A 14,619-nucleotide genomic window follows, 5' to 3' on the forward strand; every position below is an offset into this window, starting at 1 on the left:
ATGGAGTCCCACGAGTATTCGCACCGCACCCCTCTTGCTGAAACCGAGCCGGTCGGCTGGGGCTGGCGTGGGTTCCTGCTCGGGTTGTGGCTGGTGGGAAGCTTTGGCGGCATGTATTTCGTGCGCCAGCTCGAGCGCATCACGGTGCTGGGGTGGCCGCTGGGCTACTGGCTGGCCGCGCAGGGCCTGATCATCGGCTACGTCTGCATCGTGGCCTGTTACGCCTGGATTGCGAACCGGCGGGAGCGGCGCCAGCCGCCGCCTGCGCTGCAGGACGATACGGAGGAGGCCGCATGAACTGGCAGTCCCCGAATCGCGTGCACTTCGTGTTCGTGGCCTATGTGCTGGGCACCATGCTGTTCGTGGTGGCCATGGGATTTGCCGAACAGCTCGGACTGTCGCGCGAATGGCTGGGCGGCATCTGCCTGATGGCCTCCATCCTGAGCTACGCGCTGATCGGCATCTACTGCCGTACCACGCAAATCAGCGAATACTACGTGGCGGGACGCCGCATCAGCGGCTTCTACAACGGCATGGCCAGTGCGGCCGACTGGATGAGCGCCGCCACCTTCATCAGCCTGGCGGGCGGCCTGTATCTGCAGGGGTTCTCGGGCAGCAGCACGCAGGCCGGAGGATTTGCCTATCTGCTGGGCTGGACGGGTGGCTTCTGCCTGGTGGCGCTTCTGGCTGCGCCGTACCTGCGGCGCATGCAGCTGTACACGCTGCCGGGCTTCTTCGAGCAGCGCTACGGTGGAGACTGGCCGCGCCGCATTGCCATGCTGGCAACGGTGGTCTGCACCTTCATCTACATGGTGGCGCAGATCTATGGCGTGGGCCTGATTGCGTCTCGCCTGTCGGGGGTGCGTTTCGAGATCGGCATGCTGCTGGGCCTGAGTGGGGTGCTGGTGTGCTCCTTTCTGGGGGGCATGCGGGCCGTGACCTGGACGCAGGTGGCGCAGTATGTGATCCTGCTGCTGGCCTTTCTGGTGCCGGTATCCCTGCTGGCGTACAAGCAGCTGGGCAATCCCTGGGCGCCGGTGGCCTACAGCGAGCAGCTGGCGCGTGTCAATTCGCTGGAATATGCCCTGCTGGCATCGCCGCGCGAGGCGGAAGTGGGGCAGATCTACTGGCAGCGCGCACTCAACGATGCGCAGCGCCTGCAGGACGTGAAGACCTCCATGTACCAGGACCGCATGCAACTGCTGCAGCGCTTGCAGGAGCTGAAGAACGAGCAGACGGATACTTCGACCATCTTTGCCATGAGCCGCGCGCTGGCGCAGCTGCCGCGCACCGAGGAGGAGGCGAGGGCGCTCTGGAGCCGCTCGCTGGCCACCAACCAGGCGCGCAGCCAGCCGCTTTCGGGCATGCCGCTGTCGGCGCAGGCCTATGCCGGAGACCCGAATGGACCGCCGGAGCAGCGCGCCCTGCATGATCTCTCGCGGCGCAACTTCCTGGCCCTGATGTTCTGCCTGATGGCAGGAACGCTGGGCTTGCCGCACCTGCTGACGCGCTACCTGACGACACCCAGCGTGGCGCAGACCCGGTCTTCCGTGGCCTGGACACTGTTCTTCATCGCGCTGCTCTATGTGAGCATTCCGGCCCTGGCCATCATGGTCAAGTTCGAGGTGATGCAGAATCTGGTGGGCATGCGCTTCGATGCCTTGCCGCAATGGATCGGGCAGTGGTCACGCGTGGATCCGGATCTGCTGTCAGTCCAGGATGTGAACGGGGACGGCATCCTGCAGTTTGCCGAACTGCATCTGGATGCCGACCTGGTGATGCTGGCCATGCCGGAGATTGCCGGCTTGCCCTATGTGGTGTCGGCTCTGGTGGCAGCAGGCGGACTGGCCGCGGCACTTTCCACCGCGGACGGCCTGCTGTTGACCATGGGCACCACCATCGCCCATGACGGCTACTACCGCGAGATCAACCGCAATGCCCCGGAAATCCGGCGCGTGATGCTGTCCAAGTTCGTGCTGCTGGTGATGGCGCTGGCAGCCGCGTATGTGGCAGCACAGAAGCCGGGCGACATCCTGGCCATGGTGGCGGCGTCGTTCTCGATTGCGGCGGCAACCTTTGTGCCGGCGATGGTGCTGGGCATTTTCTGGCGCCGTGCCACGCGCATCGGTGCTGTCGCCGGCATGGTGGGCGGACTCTTGCTCACCGTCGGCTATCTGGTGGCGTTCACGCCCCACACGCGCGACGCCTGGCCCATCCTGAAGGCGCTGCAACCGTGGTGGGGCATCCAGCCGGTGGCGGCCGGCGTGTTCGGCGTGCCCTTCGGTGCATTCGTGCTGGTGGTGGTCAGCCTGTTGACGCAGCACACCAGTGCACACGAAATACGACGCGACTCCTTGCCAATCTAGCATTGGCATAGCTATAATCTTTGGTTTCCCTTGCTGCACTGCGCTTTGACGCTGCGGGCGGCATTCCATTCCACAAGGAGCATCAATGCGTCATTACGAGATCATTCTGCTGATCCACCCGGATCAGAGCGAGCAGGTTCCCGCCATGCTGGACCGCTACAAGGGCATGGTTACGGCCGGCAACGGCAACATTCACCGTGTTGAAGACTGGGGCCGCCGCCAGCTGGCTTACCAGATCAACAAGCTGAACAAGGCCCACTACCTGTGCATCAACATCGAAGCCGACCAGGCCGTGATGGCTGAACTGGAACACGCGTTCAAGTTCAACGATGCCGTGCTGCGCCACATGACTGTGCAGAAGAAGAAAGCCGACACCGCTCCCTCGACCATGATGAAGTCCGTCGAGCGCGAAGAGGCCCGCAAGTCCGCACAGGCCAGCGAGGCTGACGCATCCTGATCGGATGCAGGTGGAAACAGTGTCCGCGCCAGCCCTGAACCGGCTGGAACTGACCGCCAGACTGGTTGAACGCGCACCCCTGCGTCTGACACCCGCCGGCATCCCGGTTCTGGATTGTGTGCTCGAGCACCAGTCGGAACAGGTCGAGGCGGGCAGCAGACGCCAGGTGAATGCCCAGATCCGCAGCATGGCTGTAGGCCCCCTGGCCGAACAGCTCGAGCGCATGGAGATGGGATGCGAGGCCCGGTTTGCCGGTTTCCTGGCCACTCCGGCCAGACGCGGCGGGGTCGTCAAGACACCCAGACTGGTTTTTCACCTCCAGGCTTTCCAGACCACAGTCACCCCTTAAACACAGAATTTTCAGGAGTCCATCATGGCCTTCAAGAGCAACAAAGACAAGCGCCCCAAGCGCAATACCCAATCCCTGCTGTTCAAGCGCAAGCGCTTCTGCCGCTTCACCGTCGCCAAGGTCGAGGAAATCGACTACAAGGACGTTGACACCCTGCGCGACTTCATCTCCGAAAACGGCAAGATCATCCCCGCCCGCCTGACCGGCACCCGCGCGATCTACCAGCGCCAGCTGAACACCGCCATCAAGCGCGCGCGTTTCCTGGCCTTGCTGCCGTACACCGACCAGCACAAGATCTAAGCCAAGGAGCACATCATCATGCAAATCATTCTGCTCGACAAAGTTGTGAACCTGGGCAACCTGGGTGAAATCGTCAAGGTCAAGGATGGCTACGCCCGTAACTTCCTGATCCCCTCCGGCCGTGCCCGCCGCGCTACCGCTGCTGCCCTGGCCGAGTTCGAAGCCAAGCGCGCCGAACTGGAAAAGCAGGCGGCCGAGAAGCTGGCTGCTGCCGAAGAACAAGGCAAGAAGCTGGAAGGCGCTGTGGTCAAGCTGACCCAGAAGGCTGGCGTTGACGGCCGTCTGTTCGGTTCCGTGACCAACGGTGACATCGCCGAAGAGCTGGGCAAGATGGGCTTCCCGGTCCACAAGTCCCAGATCCGCATGCCCAACGGTCAGATCAAGACCGTGAGCGACAACACCGTTCAGGTGGCTCTGCACACCGACGTGGTGGTGGACGTGACCGTGACCGTGTACGGCGAAACCGCCTAAGCGATCCGGTTCAAACGACCGCATCCAAGGCCGTCAGGGCAACCTGGCGGCCTTTTTGTTTGCGGACGTGAAAGGGGGTGCGTGAGGCACGTGTGACTGCAGCCCCCTTGGTGTTGTATGCTCAAATATTCTGCTGAATCTGCAATCCTTGCCATGTCTTCTTCCCCGCTCGAATCCCTCATCACCCGCGCCGAATCCCTGCTGCAACGGCTGGAACAGGTGCTGCCTCAGCCTTTGCAGCAGCCCGACTGGGATGCGTCCATCGCTTTCCGCTATCGCAAGCGCTCCAGCGGCTTTGCCGGCCAGACCGGTGTGCTGGAACCGGTGCGCCACGTGGCAGAAATGCGGCTGGAAGACCTGCAGGAGATCGACGGGCAGAAGGAGCGCCTGGTGCGCAATACCGAGCAGTTCGTGGCGGGCCGCACGGCCAACAATGTGCTGCTGACCGGCTCGCGCGGTACCGGCAAGTCCTCGCTGATCAAGGCCTGCCTGCATGCCTATGCGCCCCAAGGCTTGCGCCTGATCGAGGTGGACAAGGCCGACCTGGTGGATCTTCCGGACATTGCCGAACTGGTGGCAGGCAGACCGGAAAAGTTCATCATCTTCTGCGATGACCTGAGCTTTGATGAGGGCGAGCTGGGCTACAAGGCGCTCAAATCCATGCTGGACGGTTCGGTGGCGGCGAGCACGCCCAATGTGCTGATCTACGCTACCAGCAACCGGCGCCATCTGCTGCCGGAGTACATGAAGGAAAACCTGAGCTACACGCACACGCCAGACGGTGAGGTGCATCCGGGCGAAGTGGTGGAGGAGAAGATTTCGCTGTCCGAGCGCTTTGGCCTGTGGATCAGCTTCTATCCCTTCAGCCAGGACGAGTATCTGGCCATCGTGCACCAGTGGCTGCGCAGCCTGGATGTGCCGGAGAACGAGATTGCCGCTGCCGATCCGCAGGCGCTGGTGTGGGCGCTGGAGCGGGGCTCGCGCAGCGGACGCGTAGCCTACCAGTTTGCGCGTGACTACGCGGGCCGCCGGGGGCAGCAGGCATGAAGCATACCGCAGAGCGTCCGCTGGTGGCCGATGGCGACCGGCCGCGTGCCGATGTGGCGAAGGGTGCCCCGCGCAAGCTGGTGCAGGTTGCTGTGGGGGTGCTGTTGCAGCCGGATGGCCACTTCCTGCTGACCAGTCGGCCGGAGGGCAAGGTGTATGCGGGCTACTGGGAGTTTCCTGGCGGCAAGCTGGAAGAGGGCGAATCGGTGGAAGAAGCCCTGCGGCGCGAATTGTACGAGGAGATCGGCGTGACCATCGGCGCTGCGCATCCCTGGCGCGACACCGTGGTCGACTATCCGCACGCGCTGGTGCAGCTGCATTTCTGCAAGGTCACGGAATGGGCCGGTGAACTGCACATGCATGAGGGCCAGCAGTTCAGCTGGCAGCAGTTGCCGGTGCAGGTGGAGCCGGTGCTGCCGGGTACCGTGCCGGTGCTGGAATGGCTGGAGCAGGAACGCGGCGGCGTGCCGCTGGGAGGCTGAAAGGGCTGTTGTTGTCCGCCAAGGCAGTAGAACCTTGCGGCGTTCAACCGCTCAGCCGTTCAGCCGTTCAGCCGTTCAGCCGTTCAGCCGTTCAGCCGTTCAGCCGTTCAGCCGTTCAGGTCGTCAGGGCAGCCAGCTTTTCCGCCGGAATGATGTGCTGCAGGCTTTCTGCCGGCACATGGGACACCATGAACTCCAGCGTGGCGGCTTCCTGTCCGTCCACCGTGGCCGTGCAGCTGGCCAGCACGGCTTTTTCTCCCATGCGGCGGCAGTGCAGTGTGAAATGCACCTGCTCGCTGGGCAGCACGGGGCGCTTGAACCATGCCTTGCGGATGCCGGTGAGCATGCCGAGGTGGCCAGGGCCGATGGCGCGCGCCACCGGATCGCCTGCCAGCAGGCCGGCGCCCGCCAGCTGGGCAGCGGCTTCCAGCAGAAGGGCACCCGGCACGATGGCACAGCCCGGAAAATGCCCGGCCAGCACCGGATCGTCTTCGCTCCAGCATGCGAGGCCGGTGTAATGGTCGTGGGCCAGTACTTCCGCCTGCTGCAGCAATTGCAGCGGAGCACGATGGGGCAGCAGGGCGGTGATGGCCGCGCGATCGAGGCGGATGGGGTAGTGTAGGGTTTCGGTCATGGCTGCAGGGAAACAGGAGCGGATTGACGCTGCAGGCGAGCCTTGCGCCAGCGCGTGGCCAGCACGGCCATGCAGCCGGCCGACAGGCCAAGCGCGATGCCGGCCAGCACATCCCACCAGACATGCTGCTTGGTGGCCAGCGTGGAAAATCCGATGGCGATGCACCACAGCAAGCTGGTGATGTGCAGCCAGCGCGGAGCGCGCATTTCAAGCAGTTCGTGGCGGATCCAAGCCCAGGCAAACAGCGCATAGGCCACGTGCATGGAGGGAAATGCATTGCCCGGCGCGTCCACGCTTTGCAGGATGCGACCCAGCGGCTGGCTGCTCCAGTCGACCCGGGGCTGGTCGAAGGTGGTGGGGTACCAGTAGTAGAAGGCCAGGCCAGCAGCGCACATCAGGAAGGCGCTGACGCCGTGCCAGAGCAGGCCGCGCAGATCCGGCTGCAGGGCGCCAGGCAGGGAGACATAGACCCAGAGCGAAAAATAGACGATGACCCAATGCGGCGAGAAGGCCACGATGCGGTCGATCCATGTGTCTGGCATGACGGTGACCGGAAACACGGGGTCGTGCAGCAGCTCGAAATAGAACAGGAAGAACACCCACATGAAGGCGGTGGTACCCAGCGCCTTGAGCCACCAGAGGGTGGACACGCGCTGCCAGAGCTGGCGTTGCCAGCTGGCGGACATGCCCGGAAGAGGTGCCCCTGTGCGTGACATCAGTTGTAGATGCCGATCAGCGCAATGCCGCCAGTCACATAGCGCTTCTGCGCCACCAGCGGGCTGTTGGCGAATTTCGCGCCGTGCAGGCTGTCGTAGCGCACATAGGAGCCGAGCCACACATTACGGTACTTGCGGCTCAGCGAAAACAGCAGTTGCGAGCCGCTGTAGCCCGAGCTTGCCTGGTAGGCCGGACGGCTGGCGGAGGCGTATTGCGGTGCCACGTCATAGAAGTAGGCGTGCTGCTTGCGGCTGGCAAAGATGGGGCCGGCCACCATGCCGAGGTTCCACTGGCCCAGCGGCACATCCAGATTGAGGTTGGGGGAGAACACCACGCCGGCGTTTCTGGGAGAGCGTTCCACCGTGAAGGCCTGCCGCACCGGCAGGCGCAGGCGCAGGTTGACGGGGTGGGTTTTGCCGTCGATCAGCGTGAAGTCGAGTTGCGGGCCCAGTTCGACGGTGGGCTTGAGATCGGGCATGCCGGCACGCTCGGGCACGTTGCCGCGCGTGGGGGGCGAGAGCGAGGCGCTGATGGACAGCTCGATCCGGTCGTTGTTGAACAGTTCGCCGCGCATGCCGTACTTGTCGGACTTGAAGAAGTCCCCTTCGTAATGCAGGTAGGGCACCGGCAGCACCATGGTCTTGGTGGTCTTCGCGCCCCGATAGGCCGGGAAGTGGACCACGCCGGCGCCCAGACCGATGCCTTCCAGCCCCTCGATGCCGAACAGCTTGCGCGATCCGCTGCCATCTTCCGGCGTGGCGGCGGCATCCTTGGCGGGCAGCGCCGTCTGTGCATGCAGGGGCGCGTGCAGGCCGGCAGCGAAGACGGCAAGCAGCAGGCCGGCGGAGGGAAGGCGGAGGCGGGCAGGCAGCATGCGGAATCCTTGCGGAGGGGCTCAGTATTCGGTCTGGTTGGGCAGCAGGCCCGGGATGGCGATGATGTCGTTGCGGCGCTTCTTCCAGGCGCGGTAGGTGCGCCTGAGGTTGAGCGTGGACAGCAGATAATACGCGCCCTTGAGGATGCGGATGGAGCCCCAGATGGGCGTCTTGCCATAGATGTCGCCGGCCAGCATGGAGAGCAGGGCTTCCCGCATGCGGTACTTGTCCGAGGGCGACATGAACATGTCGCGCATGGTGGGGTTGGTGACGCGGTAGATGAACCAGGAGAACTCGCGCGGACCGTGGCGCATCTGCATGTCGAACTTGCGCAGGGCGGCGGCGCTGCGCGCAGGCTGCGAGAGACAGGTGTCGATGGCTTCTGCGGCGAATACGCCGCCTTTCATGGCCAGCCACACGCCAGAGGAGAACACCGGATCGATGAAGGCGTAGGCATCTCCCAGCATCACGTAATTGCGGCCGTGGTTGCGCTCGGACACGTAGGAGAAGTTGCCGGTGGCCGTCACGTGGGCGTGGATCTGTGCCTGTTCCAGTCGCTTGGCCAGCGGCGGGCAGGTGGCGATGGTGTCGAGCAGGAACTGTTCCAGACTGCGACCGGCGCGTGTCTTGAGGTAGTGCGGCCAGGTTACCATGCCGACGCTGGTGACGCCATCCTGTAGGGGGATGAACCAGAACCAGCCGTGGTCGAACCAGAAGATGGTGATGTTGCCGGCGGCCTGGCCATCGTGGCGTTTGGCCCCGGTGAAGTGGGCATAGACGGCAGTGCTGTTGTGCCGCTTGTTCGGGTGCTTGATCCTGAACTTGTTCGACAGGAAGGTGTCACGACCGGAGGCATCCACCAGGAAGCGGGCCTGCCACTGGCTGGTGCTGCCATCATCGTGCCGCGCCTGCACGGTGACCTGCTCCGGGTTGCTGTCCAGGTCGACGCTCGTGACCTTGCAGCCTTCCACGGTGTGCACGCCCTTGCGGGTGGCGTTGCGGAACAGGATCTCGTCGAAATCCGAACGCAGCACCTGATAGGCCGAGGGCATGCTCTTGTCCCAGGCATCGGCAAACTGGAAAGTCTGGCTGCCGACTTCGTGCCAGGGCGAGACGAACTCGGCGCCGTGCTTGGGCATGCCGATGGCGCGGATCTCGTCGCCCACGCCCAGTTCGTCAAGCAGGGGCAGGTTGGCCGGCAGCAGGGATTCGCCGATGTGGAAGCGCGGATGATGCGACTTTTCGAGCAGGGCGACCTTGTAGCCCTTCTGCGCCAGCAGCGGCGCCACCGTGCTGCCGCCGGGGCCGCCGCCGATGACCAGCACGTCATACAGGGTGTCCTGCGAGCCGGCGGCGGGCCGGGAGGTGTCGGGAGTCATGGAAATTCCTTTCGGCTGCGGCTGCCTGAATCAGGCAGAAGCGTGCGGCCGGTATTTGCGCGCCAGCAGGGAAACATTGCTGCCGCCAAAGGCAAACGAGTTGGACAGCGCATACTCTAGCGCAAGCCCGTGACGGGCTTGTAGCGGAACGTAATCCAGCGGGCAGGCCGGATCGGGAGCGTGCAGGTTGGCCGTGGGCGGAATGGAGCCGGTGTGCAGGCTCAGCAGCGTGCTGGCAAACTCGACGGCGCCCGCAGCGCCGATCAGGTGGCCGTGCATGGACTTGGTGGCGCTGACCGGGATCTGGCCGGCATAGGGGCCGAAAACATCCTGAATCGACTGCGATTCGGTGGCGTCTCCTACCTGGGTGGCAGTGCCGTGGGCGTTGATGTAGCTCACCTGTTCCGGCTGGATGTGCGCCTCGTGCAGCGCCTGGCGCATGGCGCGGGCCTGGCCGTCCGCCGAGGGGGCGGTCAGGTGGGCGGCATCGCTGCTGCTGCCGTAGCCGCAGAGCACGCCGTAGATGGTGGCGCCGCGGGCTTCGGCCGCGCTGCGTGTTTCCAGCAGCAGGGCGGCTGCACCTTCACCCAGCACGAAGCCGTTGCGGCGGGCGTCGAAGGGCTTGCAGCTTGCAGTGATGTCATCCGCATCCGGTGTGGCCAGCACGCGCAGCGCATTCCAGCCCAGATAGGCACCGGTGGTGAGCTGCGCTTCGGTACCGATCACCAGCATGGTGTCGGCCTGACCAGCCAGGATGGCGCGCCAGGCTTCGCCAATGGCGACGGCCGAAGAGGCACACGCAACGCTATAGGTGTGCGAGGAGCCCTTGAGTCCGTAGCGCATGGAGGCGGCCGCGGCAGTGGCGTTGGCCATCAGGCGCGGTACCGTGAGCGGGTGCAGCACGGTGGGGTTGCGGTGGCCGCTGCCCTCGGGGTCGTACAGGCGCTGGTAGAAGGTGGAGTAGAGGGCTTCCAGCGTTTCCGCACCGGCCAGGCCCACGCCCACATACACGCCGGCACGGTCGGTGTTGACGGTGTCGCGCGAAAAGCCGGCATCCTGCAGCGCCGCGGCGGCGGCCACCATGCCGAGCTGTGTGGCACGGTCCAGGCCATGATCGGCCCGTTCGAGACGGGTTTCCAGGCCGGGCGGCAAGGGAGCAGCCAGGGCATTGGGCAGCCAGCGGCGTACGGCCTCGGGAGCCTGGGTGACGGCGCTGCGGCCTTCCAGCCAGGCGGCAAAGCTGGCATCGCGCGTCAGCCCGGAAGGCGTGACCAGACCAATGCCGGAAACGACGACCTCACGCATGGCCGGAGGAAGCTGCCTGCGCTGCAAGGTCGGGCATCTCGCCGTTGTTGCGGGCGCGGATGGCCTGCTCCAGATCGGCCACCACTTCATCCAGCGTCATGGTGCCGTAGCGCATCGGCTCCTCGATCTGGAAGCCGTACTTGTCCTCGATCTCGAACAGCATTTCGACCAGACCCAGGGAGTCGAGGCCCAGTTCGCCCATCTTTGCTGCCGGATCGGCGAGCTTGTCCACCGGAACGTCGGGTTGCTGGCGCAGGTAGTCGAGAATCAGTTCTTTGAGCATGGTTGCAAACAGGGCCCCCAGAGAGCCGTGGCAGTAAGGGAATGACGGAACAGCACTGGCGCCCGGGTTGTACGCGATACGTTTGCAATGAACAGCTACAGATGCAAGGCGAGGCAAAGCGGGCCGGCCAGCTGGCGAATCCTATAATTCTAGCTTTGTAGCACACAGGAACCATCATGAGCGACGTACAACATACCCCTGACGCCGCCGTCGTTGACGCACTGCTGCCCGAACTGGCAGAGCTTGTCGTCGAGGCCGTCAACCTCGACATGCCCGCTTCCGAGATCGAGCCGGATACCCCGCTCTACCGCGACGGCCTCGGTCTGGATTCGATCGACATCCTCGAGATCGCGCTGGTGGTGTCCAAGCGTTACGGTCTGCAGATCAAGGCCGGTGATGCCGACAACGCCAAGGTGTTCGCGTCCCTGCGTGCACTGGCCGGCCATATCGTCACGCACCGCACGGCCTGATGCTCGATCCCGCGCACGCGGGAGCCTGCTGCATGTTTCCACTCGACTCTGTCCCAGCCACTGCCGCCGCAAAGCGGCGCCCACCGCTGCGCGCCATGCTCAAGGTGCTGGCGGTTCTGGCGTATGCGGCGCTGGTGTTCTGGGCCTGCGTGCAGCCGGAGCCGCGCTGGTGGACGCTGCTTCCCATGCTGGCGCCGCTGGCCCTGTGGGCCGGGGCGGTGCTGGGCGCGCGAATGGCGGGACGGGCCGGAGCGATCCTGCTGGCGGTCGGCATGCTGGCAGTGCTGGCAGGGGGCCTTGCCTGGCTGGTGCCGGCAGGGCATGACGGGCTGGTGCAGCCGCAACAGGTGCGTCTCTACTATTTTCTGCAGGAAACCTTGCTGCTGGGGCTGGTGTTCTGGGCCTTTGCGCACACGCTGCGGGCCGGGCAGACGCCGCTGTGCACGACGATGGCAGGGGTGGTGCATCCGGTGCTCACGCCTGTGCTGCTGCGCTACACGCGCGGCGTGACCTGGCTGTGGGCCGGGGCGATTGCACTGATCTGGCTGGTGTCGGCGGTGCTGTTTGTTTTTGCCACACCGGCGGTGTGGGCCTTCTTTTCCTCCGTGCTGTCGCCGCTGCTGATGGTGGCGCTGTTCGTGCTGGAAGTGCTGGCGCGACGCTGGCTGCTGCCGCCCGGCGAGCAGACCGGTCTGGCGCAGACCCTGCGTGCCATGCGCACGGTGGACTGGCGCTCGTTTTCCGGCGCAGCGCATACCAGGGTGGATGACAAGGGCATGGAGCCTCTGCGATGAGTGCCAGGACAGACTGGCCCCTGTGTGGCCATGCGCAAGCGGATGCGGTGCTGGCGCGGGATGAGCGGGGCGCCATCACCGTGGGGCAGTGGCTGCAAGACGTGCAGGAGCTGGCGGCACGGCTGCCGGCCGATTGCACCCATGTGCTGAATGTGTGCCGCAACCGGTATTTATTCCTGGTGGGCTTGGGTGCCGGAATTGTGAGCGGACGTGTCAGTCTGCAACCTTCCTCGCTGGCGCCCGAAGCGGTGCGCCATTTGCTGCAGCATGCACCGCGACCCGTGTGCCTGCATGACGGCGAAACCGAAGGGCTGGAGGCGCTGATGCCGCTGCTGGCCGTGGAGCGTCAGGATGCGGCAGTGGCAGAGTCTGTACCGGATATCCCTCAGGTGCCTGCGGAGCAGGTGGTGTCGCTGGTGTTCACGTCCGGTTCGACAGGCCAGCCGGTCCCCCATGCCAAGACCTGGGGCAAGCTGCACCTGAATGCGCTGGCCGAAGCGCAGTTGCTGGGGCTGGACAAAGGCCCGCAGGCCTGCATTGTGGGCACGGTGCCCTCGCAGCACATGTACGGTTTTGAATCGGTGATGCTGCTGGCCCTGCTGGCAGGCAGCAGCCTGTGGACCGGACGGCCTTTCTATCCGGCAGACGTGGCGCAGGCGCTGGCCTCCGTGCCGCAGCCGCGCATGCTGGTGACGACGCCGGTGCACCTGCGTGTGCTGGTGGATGCCGGGCTGACGTATCCGGCCGTGGATCAGCTGCTTTGTGCCACGGCACCGCTAGCGCCTGCGCTGGCCGAGCAGGCAGAGGCCCATTTTGGCGCTCCCCTGCGCGAGATCTACGGCAGTACGGAAACCAGCCAGTTGGGCGTGCGTCGCCCGCTGGACGGCCCCGCTTGGCGCCTGTTTCCCGGGGTGCGGCTGGAGCAGGAGGGCGGCACCACGTTTGCCAGCGGCGGGCATGTCGAGGGGCGGGTGCCGATGTCCGACTTGATCGAGCTGGTGGGTGAGGAAGGCTTCATCCTGCATGGTCGCAAGACGGACATGGTGAACATTGCGGGTCGCCGCTCCTCGCTGGCCTATCTCAATCATCAGCTGGCACAGGTGCCCGGCATTCAGGATGGCGCGTTCTTCCTGCCGCAACCGGTGGACCTGCCGGGCAGCCACGCACCGATGGTGCCGGAGGTGGAGCGTCTGTGCCTGGTGGTGCAGGCGCCGGGCATGACAGGGCGCCAGATTCTGGACGGACTGCGCCCCTATGTGGAAGCAGTATTCCTGCCGCGCCCGCTGATCCAGGTGGAGCGCATGCCGCGCAACGAGACGGGCAAGTTGCCGCAACAGGCCTTGCAGGCGCTGTATGCCGAACACCAGCGCCAGCTGCACGCGCAGCAGGCCATGACGCTGCTGCGATGGCAGGTGCCTGCTGATCATCCGGTGTTTGCCGGTCATTTTCCCGGTCATCCCGTGGTGCCGGGTGCCATGCTGCTGCAGCGCTGCGTGGAGGCCTGGCGAGCCTTGCCGCAGGCACGGGGGCAGGCCTGCACCATCGCGCAGGCCAAGTTTCTGCTGCCGTGTATTCCCGGCGATGTGCTGGAGTTCAGGCTGGAGCCGGTGGAGAGCCCCGGCAAGCCTTTTGCAGCGGCATTTCGCGTGCTGCGCGGAGAAGATACCGTGGCTAGCGGCATGCTGCGTGCGTTGCCGGTTGCGGAGCCGGCATGAGTGCCCAGGGTGGAGCCAGCGCCGAGTGGGCCACGCGCCGCGAGCGCAGCCAGGTGCCTGTGGTGCGCTTCATGGTCTGGCTTTCGCTGTTGCTGGGCCGGCCGCTGAGCCGCGTGGTGCTGCGGGGCATTGCCGTCTATTTCCTGCTGTTTTCTCCGGCCTCGCGCAAGGCCTTGCAGCGGTACTACCAGCATCTCTGGCAGCGCCCAGCAGGGTGGGGGCAGCTGTACCGGCACTTTCTGAGCTTTGCCACCACCATCCACGACCGTGTCTTTGTGCTCAACGGGCAGATGGATCTGTTCGACATCCGTCTCGAAGGACGCGAGGCGCTGGAAGCGGAGCTGGCCAAGGGGCGCGGGCTGATCATCATGGGTGCGCACTTTGGCAGTTTTGCCATGCTCAAGGCCTTTGGCGATGCGCACCAGCGCCGTGCCCACATGCTGATGTACGAGGAAAACGCCAGCAAGATCAACGGCATATTGGCGGCCATCAATCCGGACGCACCGCGCCACATCATTGCGCTCAACCGGGTCGATTCCATGCTGCTGGCGCGCGAAAAGCTGGAGCAGGGCGACATGCTGGGCTTGCTGGCCGATCGCGGGCTGGACGATGACGATGTGGTGCGCCTGCCTTTTTTGGGCGAAGAAGCGTCATTCCCTGCGGGGCCGCTGCGGCTGGCCGCCATGCTGCGCTGCCCGGTGTTTTTTCTGGCCGGGGTGTACGAGGCAGGCAACCGCTACCGCGTGCATGCGGTGCCGCTGGCCGATTTTTCCGATTGCCCGCGTGGCGAGCGCCCCCAGCGCCTGCAGGCTGCGCAACAGGCCTATGTGAGCGAGCTGGAGGAGCAGTGCCGGACAGCACCGCACAACTGGTTCAATTTTTTTGATTTCTGGAAACCTTCGCCCGCGAAGCGTGTCCAAACCGGGCAGGGCGTGACGGCGCCCGACGCCGGCTCCTGATTTCCGAAAGGTTTTT

At 64.9% G+C, this 14,619-nt stretch carries 18 protein-coding genes; 12 read left to right on the top strand and 6 right to left on the bottom strand.

Annotated elements, in window-relative coordinates; translation table 11 throughout:
• From BMW28_RS04645 to BMW28_RS04680, 8 genes are all read left to right on the top strand, one after another.
• Positions 1 to 297 carry a DUF4212 domain-containing protein gene (locus tag BMW28_RS04645; protein ID WP_091814414.1) on the top strand — a complete coding sequence of 99 codons (297 nt, stop codon included), beginning with the start codon at positions 1 to 3 and terminating at the stop codon, positions 295 to 297.
• A complete protein-coding gene (locus BMW28_RS04650) occupies positions 294 to 2,366 on the top strand; it encodes a VC_2705 family sodium/solute symporter (protein WP_091814416.1) in 2,073 nt (690 codons plus the stop codon). The genes BMW28_RS04645 and BMW28_RS04650 overlap by 4 nt, the downstream gene beginning before the upstream one ends.
• A gap of 85 nt (positions 2,367 to 2,451) precedes the next feature.
• On the top strand, positions 2,452 to 2,823 hold the full coding sequence (gene rpsF / locus BMW28_RS04655) for a 30S ribosomal protein S6 (protein ID WP_091814418.1): 372 nt from the start codon (positions 2,452 to 2,454) through the stop codon (positions 2,821 to 2,823).
• A gap of 19 nt (positions 2,824 to 2,842) precedes the next feature.
• Positions 2,843 to 3,172 (top strand): primosomal replication protein N, encoded by a 330-nt coding sequence (priB, locus tag BMW28_RS04660; protein WP_407640930.1) that lies wholly within the window; start codon positions 2,843 to 2,845, stop codon positions 3,170 to 3,172.
• A 24-nt stretch (positions 3,173 to 3,196) separates the two neighbouring features.
• A complete protein-coding gene (gene rpsR, locus BMW28_RS04665; RefSeq protein ID WP_091814421.1) occupies positions 3,197 to 3,472 on the top strand; it encodes a 30S ribosomal protein S18 in 276 nt (91 codons plus the stop codon).
• An 18-nt stretch (positions 3,473 to 3,490) separates the two neighbouring features.
• Positions 3,491 to 3,943, top strand: a complete 453-nt coding sequence (gene rplI, locus BMW28_RS04670; RefSeq protein WP_091814424.1) for a 50S ribosomal protein L9 — start codon at positions 3,491 to 3,493, stop codon at positions 3,941 to 3,943.
• Positions 3,944 to 4,096: 153 nt separating this feature from the next.
• A complete protein-coding gene (locus BMW28_RS04675) occupies positions 4,097 to 4,990 on the top strand; it encodes an ATP-binding protein (RefSeq protein WP_091814427.1) in 894 nt (297 codons plus the stop codon).
• Positions 4,987 to 5,472, top strand: a complete 486-nt coding sequence (locus tag BMW28_RS04680) for an NUDIX domain-containing protein (protein WP_091814430.1) — start codon at positions 4,987 to 4,989, stop codon at positions 5,470 to 5,472. Before BMW28_RS04675 ends, BMW28_RS04680 begins: the two co-directional genes overlap by 4 nt.
• 115 nt (positions 5,473 to 5,587) lie before the next feature.
• Here the strand turns inward: BMW28_RS04680 and BMW28_RS04685 are convergent, their stop codons facing one another.
• Genes BMW28_RS04685 through BMW28_RS04710 form a run of 6 tightly spaced genes read right to left on the bottom strand, consistent with a single transcriptional unit; the run spans position 5,588 to position 10,665 of the window.
• Positions 5,588 to 6,106 carry a 3-hydroxyacyl-ACP dehydratase FabZ family protein gene (locus BMW28_RS04685; RefSeq protein ID WP_091814433.1) on the bottom strand — a complete coding sequence of 173 codons (519 nt, stop codon included), beginning with the start codon at positions 6,104 to 6,106 and terminating at the stop codon, positions 5,588 to 5,590.
• Positions 6,103 to 6,792 (bottom strand): phosphatase PAP2 family protein, encoded by a 690-nt coding sequence (locus BMW28_RS04690; RefSeq protein ID WP_159430715.1) that lies wholly within the window; start codon positions 6,790 to 6,792, stop codon positions 6,103 to 6,105. Before BMW28_RS04690 ends, BMW28_RS04685 begins: the two co-directional genes overlap by 4 nt.
• 29 nt (positions 6,793 to 6,821) lie before the next feature.
• Positions 6,822 to 7,697, bottom strand: coding sequence for a MipA/OmpV family protein (locus BMW28_RS04695; protein ID WP_091814439.1), 876 nt, complete (start codon positions 7,695 to 7,697; stop codon positions 6,822 to 6,824).
• A gap of 21 nt (positions 7,698 to 7,718) precedes the next feature.
• The gene (locus tag BMW28_RS04700) at positions 7,719 to 9,077 is read right to left on the bottom strand and encodes an NAD(P)/FAD-dependent oxidoreductase (RefSeq protein ID WP_091814442.1); all 1,359 of its coding nucleotides are present in this window, start codon (positions 9,075 to 9,077) and stop codon (positions 7,719 to 7,721) included.
• A gap of 30 nt (positions 9,078 to 9,107) precedes the next feature.
• The gene (locus BMW28_RS04705) at positions 9,108 to 10,382 is read right to left on the bottom strand and encodes a beta-ketoacyl-[acyl-carrier-protein] synthase family protein (RefSeq protein ID WP_091814444.1); all 1,275 of its coding nucleotides are present in this window, start codon (positions 10,380 to 10,382) and stop codon (positions 9,108 to 9,110) included.
• On the bottom strand, positions 10,375 to 10,665 hold the full coding sequence (locus BMW28_RS04710; RefSeq protein ID WP_091814447.1) for an acyl carrier protein: 291 nt from the start codon (positions 10,663 to 10,665) through the stop codon (positions 10,375 to 10,377). Before BMW28_RS04710 ends, BMW28_RS04705 begins: the two co-directional genes overlap by 8 nt.
• A 176-nt stretch (positions 10,666 to 10,841) precedes the next feature.
• On the opposite strand from BMW28_RS04710, the gene BMW28_RS04715 reads away from it, so the two are divergent.
• From BMW28_RS04715 to BMW28_RS04730, 4 genes are read left to right on the top strand one after another with little or no spacing between them, the layout of a single operon-like run.
• Positions 10,842 to 11,135 (top strand): phosphopantetheine-binding protein, encoded by a 294-nt coding sequence (locus BMW28_RS04715; RefSeq protein WP_091814450.1) that lies wholly within the window; start codon positions 10,842 to 10,844, stop codon positions 11,133 to 11,135.
• A 32-nt stretch (positions 11,136 to 11,167) separates the two neighbouring features.
• Positions 11,168 to 11,929 (top strand): COG4648 family protein, encoded by a 762-nt coding sequence (locus BMW28_RS04720; RefSeq protein ID WP_143280547.1) that lies wholly within the window; start codon positions 11,168 to 11,170, stop codon positions 11,927 to 11,929.
• Complete coding sequence (locus tag BMW28_RS04725; protein ID WP_091814455.1) at positions 11,926 to 13,644, top strand: AMP-binding protein; 1,719 nt, start codon at positions 11,926 to 11,928, stop codon at positions 13,642 to 13,644. Before BMW28_RS04720 ends, BMW28_RS04725 begins: the two co-directional genes overlap by 4 nt.
• A complete protein-coding gene (locus BMW28_RS04730; protein ID WP_091814457.1) occupies positions 13,641 to 14,603 on the top strand; it encodes an LpxL/LpxP family acyltransferase in 963 nt (320 codons plus the stop codon). The genes BMW28_RS04725 and BMW28_RS04730 overlap by 4 nt, the downstream gene beginning before the upstream one ends.
• Positions 14,604 to 14,619 lie beyond the last annotated feature (16 nt).

The organism is Allobrachymonas denitrificans DSM 15123, assembly GCF_900110225.1.
Classification (GTDB): Bacteria; Pseudomonadota; Gammaproteobacteria; order Burkholderiales; family Burkholderiaceae_C; genus Brachymonas; species Brachymonas denitrificans.

Excerpts from the sequence above, each read along its gene's own strand:
- BMW28_RS04645 (WP_091814414.1), top strand. The coding sequence starts at position 1 with ATGGAGTCCCACGAGTATTCGCACCGCACCCCTCTTGCTGAAACCGAG.
- BMW28_RS04650 (WP_091814416.1), top strand. The coding sequence starts at position 294 with ATGAACTGGCAGTCCCCGAATCGCGTGCACTTCGTGTTCGTGGCCTAT.
- rpsF (WP_091814418.1), top strand. The coding sequence starts at position 2,452 with ATGCGTCATTACGAGATCATTCTGCTGATCCACCCGGATCAGAGCGAG.
- rpsR (WP_091814421.1), top strand. The coding sequence starts at position 3,197 with ATGGCCTTCAAGAGCAACAAAGACAAGCGCCCCAAGCGCAATACCCAA.
- rplI (WP_091814424.1), top strand. The coding sequence starts at position 3,491 with ATGCAAATCATTCTGCTCGACAAAGTTGTGAACCTGGGCAACCTGGGT.
- BMW28_RS04675 (WP_091814427.1), top strand. The coding sequence starts at position 4,097 with ATGTCTTCTTCCCCGCTCGAATCCCTCATCACCCGCGCCGAATCCCTG.
- BMW28_RS04680 (WP_091814430.1), top strand. The coding sequence starts at position 4,987 with ATGAAGCATACCGCAGAGCGTCCGCTGGTGGCCGATGGCGACCGGCCG.
- BMW28_RS04685 (WP_091814433.1), bottom strand. The coding sequence starts at position 6,106 with ATGACCGAAACCCTACACTACCCCATCCGCCTCGATCGCGCGGCCATC.
- BMW28_RS04690 (WP_159430715.1), bottom strand. The coding sequence starts at position 6,792 with ATGTCCGCCAGCTGGCAACGCCAGCTCTGGCAGCGCGTGTCCACCCTC.
- BMW28_RS04695 (WP_091814439.1), bottom strand. The coding sequence starts at position 7,697 with ATGCTGCCTGCCCGCCTCCGCCTTCCCTCCGCCGGCCTGCTGCTTGCC.
- BMW28_RS04700 (WP_091814442.1), bottom strand. The coding sequence starts at position 9,077 with ATGACTCCCGACACCTCCCGGCCCGCCGCCGGCTCGCAGGACACCCTG.
- BMW28_RS04705 (WP_091814444.1), bottom strand. The coding sequence starts at position 10,382 with ATGCGTGAGGTCGTCGTTTCCGGCATTGGTCTGGTCACGCCTTCCGGG.
- BMW28_RS04710 (WP_091814447.1), bottom strand. The coding sequence starts at position 10,665 with ATGCTCAAAGAACTGATTCTCGACTACCTGCGCCAGCAACCCGACGTT.
- BMW28_RS04715 (WP_091814450.1), top strand. The coding sequence starts at position 10,842 with ATGAGCGACGTACAACATACCCCTGACGCCGCCGTCGTTGACGCACTG.
- BMW28_RS04720 (WP_143280547.1), top strand. The coding sequence starts at position 11,168 with ATGTTTCCACTCGACTCTGTCCCAGCCACTGCCGCCGCAAAGCGGCGC.
- BMW28_RS04725 (WP_091814455.1), top strand. The coding sequence starts at position 11,926 with ATGAGTGCCAGGACAGACTGGCCCCTGTGTGGCCATGCGCAAGCGGAT.
- BMW28_RS04730 (WP_091814457.1), top strand. The coding sequence starts at position 13,641 with ATGAGTGCCCAGGGTGGAGCCAGCGCCGAGTGGGCCACGCGCCGCGAG.